At 69.6% G+C, this 362-nt stretch carries 1 pseudogene; it reads right to left on the bottom strand.

The annotated features are described in order from the left end of the window. Window positions 1-362: pseudogene (gene carB / locus AC1DN0_RS41960) on the bottom strand (carbamoyl-phosphate synthase large subunit); the annotation flags it as partial.

Raw genomic sequence — 362 nt, 5'->3', positions numbered from 1 at the left:
CTCCAGCAGGGCCTGGGCGACCGGCAGCACGCGCTGCTTGTCCGGGTCACGCACCGAGACGAAGGCCTTGCCCAGCGGCGGGGCCTTGATACCGCCGGCTTCCTGCGCGCGCGCGAAGGCGGCGCTGAAGCTGCGGCCCACGCCCATCACCTCGCCGGTGGAACGCATCTCCGGCCCGAGGATCGGATCGACGCCCTGGAACTTGGCGAACGGGAAGATCGCTTCCTTGACCGAGTAGTAATCCGGCACGATTTCCTTGGTGGCGCCCTGTTCGGCCAGGGTCTTGCCGGCCATGCAGCGCGCGGCGATCTTGGCCAGCGCCATGCCGGTGGCCTTGGACACGAACGGCACGGTGCGCGACG

The sequence above is a fragment of the Cupriavidus sp. 05N39 genome (assembly GCF_056397325.1).
The sequence above is the reverse complement of the archived record's forward strand: the minus strand, read 5'-3'. Positions and strand labels throughout refer to the sequence as shown.